Origin of the sequence: Rhodoferax sp., assembly GCF_014859475.1 — a bacterium.
In the GTDB taxonomy this organism is placed as follows: Bacteria; Pseudomonadota; Gammaproteobacteria; order Burkholderiales; family Burkholderiaceae_C; genus Rhodoferax.
Genome location: NZ_JACUUE010000299.1, coordinates 1 through 2,209 on the forward strand (window position 1 = coordinate 1; position 2,209 = coordinate 2,209).

Here is a 2,209-nt window from a genome sequence, read left to right on the forward strand (position 1 = left end):
GTGCTTGGTAAGCTTCCTGAGCCGCAACTCGCCCACAGATTTTACTGACGAAGCACAATGTTTATTAAAGTCTGATTGTCACTTCATCAAGGAGCCATCATGCGCACTGCACCCCATTCCTGGCGTTTTTTCAGAGCGGGCGGTTTTGACCAGGTCAGGCTCGACACGGCAGCCGACCTGCTGGCGCTGAATCAGCTTGATCAGAAACTGTGGGTGGCGCTGTCCTGCCCGGTCCAGGGCATCGAATTCGATGCCCGCACGTTGGCGCTGATCGACACTGACAACGACGGCCATGTGCGCGCGCCCGAGTTGTTGCAGGCCATCGCCTGGGCGGACAAGCGCTTGCAGGACAACGCGGTCCTGACGCAAAACCTCGCGGGTATCCCTGTTGGCCAGATTCGCCGTGATGATCCCTGCGGGCAACTCATCCATGAGGCCGCGCTGGCACTGGCGCGCGATCTGGGCAAGCCGGATGCTGAACTGCTGACGGTGGAAGAAATCAGCGCTGCGCGCCATGCTGAGGCCGCCCGCGCACAAAGTGCCTGGGAAAGCGCAGGGCAAACATTGCAACCCCTGGGTGAGACCAGCGCGGCTGGCTTCGCCTTGTTCAAGGCGCTTGAGCCCAAGATCGATGATTATTTTGTCCGCTGCCAGTTGGCTGCCTTTGACGACCGTGCCAGTGCCGCCCTCAACGTCTCTGAAGATGCGTTGAAGGCCATGGCGCCCGCTGCGCTTCATGCCGCATCCCAGGCCATCAGCGATTTGCCGCTGGCGCACGTCACACCGGCTGCAAGCTTGCCGCTGGTGAGTGGTGTGAATCCGGCCTGGGCCGGCCAGATCACCGCCTTTCACGACCAGGTGGTGCAACCGCTGCTGGGCCAGCAGGACGCCTTGAGCGCCACCGACTGGCAAGCCATCAAAAGCCAATTGGCAGCGTATGCCGCCTGGCAGGCCGCCAAACCCGATCCTGAAGCCGTGTCCGATGGCCTGCGCGACCTGGAAAAACTGTCACGCTACGTGCGCGACCTGCAGGCGCTGGCCAATAATTTTGTCGCCTTCAAAGACTTTTATACCGCCCAGGGCAAGGCCACATTCCAGGTGGGCACGCTGTATCTGGACGGCCGCTCCTGCGACCTGTGCGTGGCGGTGAACGATGCCGCCAAACATGCGGCAATGGCCTCGCTGGGGCACATTTGCCTGGTCTATTGCGATTGCGTGCGCGGCGCAGAAAAAATGAGCGTGGCCGCAGCCTTTACCGCGGGTGACTCCGATCAATTGATGGTGGGGCGCAACGGCGTGTTCTACGACCGCCAGGGCCGCGACTGGGACGCCACCATCACCAAGATCATCGCGCAGCCCATCAGCTTGCGCCAGGCCTTCTGGTCGCCGTACAAGCAGTTCGCGCGGATGGTGAACGCGCAACTGGAAAAAATGGCGGCCAGCAAAGCCAAGGCTTCTGACGAAAAAATGGCAGCCATGGCCACCAAGGCAGGCACGCCGGCGGCGGCGCCCAAAGGAGCGGCGTCGGCGGCTTTTGATGTGGCCAAATTTGCCGGTATTTTTGCCGCCATCGGGCTGGCGATCGGTGCCATCGGCACGGCTTTGGCGGCCCTGTTGGGCGGTTTGTTCAGCTTGATCTGGTGGCAAATGATTTTGGTTCTTTTGGGCGTGCTGCTGCTGATTTCGGGTGCTTCCGTGATTGTGGCCTGGTTCAAATTGCGCAGCCGCAACCTGGGGCCGATTCTGGACGCCAATGGCTGGGCCATCAATGCGCGCGCCCGCATCAACATTCCTTTTGGCACCTCGTTGACCAAACTGGCGCAACTGCCGGCCAATGCGGAGCGCTCGATGGTGGACCCTTATGCCGACGAGCCGTCCAAAGCAACTTATCTGCTGATCTTGCTGGCCGTGCTGGCGCTGCTGCTCTGGGTGTTGCGCTGATAGACTGGTTTAGGGCTCGCAAAGCAATAACTTGTACTTTTGCCTAGCCATCTTTGGGAGCATTGCTTCGTTGCAAATCGCTTGTTTAGCAGAGCTAAACGGCGCGTTTTGCGCCTGGCACTGCATCCCAAATCTGACCGTCAAAATGCACAAAATTTCAAGCAGCGCAGATGATCCAATCACCACATCAGTTTGAATCACACCCCCCCAGGCTTCAGGATGAATTCTTTCCCCAATAAATGTTGTTTGAAATCAACAGTGGACTATT

The 2,209-nt window shown here is 59.2% G+C and carries 1 protein-coding gene; it reads left to right on the forward strand.

The features are described 5' to 3' along the window. The first annotated feature begins 99 nt into the window (after positions 1-99). Positions 100-1,941 carry a hypothetical protein gene (locus IBX54_RS14615; RefSeq protein ID WP_296543383.1) on the forward strand — a complete coding sequence of 614 codons (1,842 nt, stop codon included), beginning with the start codon at positions 100-102 and terminating at the stop codon, positions 1,939-1,941. Positions 1,942-2,209: the final 268 nt, after the last annotated feature.

Bases quoted from the DNA above. Each gene is read 5' to 3' on its own strand.
- IBX54_RS14615 (WP_296543383.1), top strand. From the start codon at position 100: ATGCGCACTGCACCCCATTCCTGGCGTTTTTTCAGAGCGGGCGGTTTT.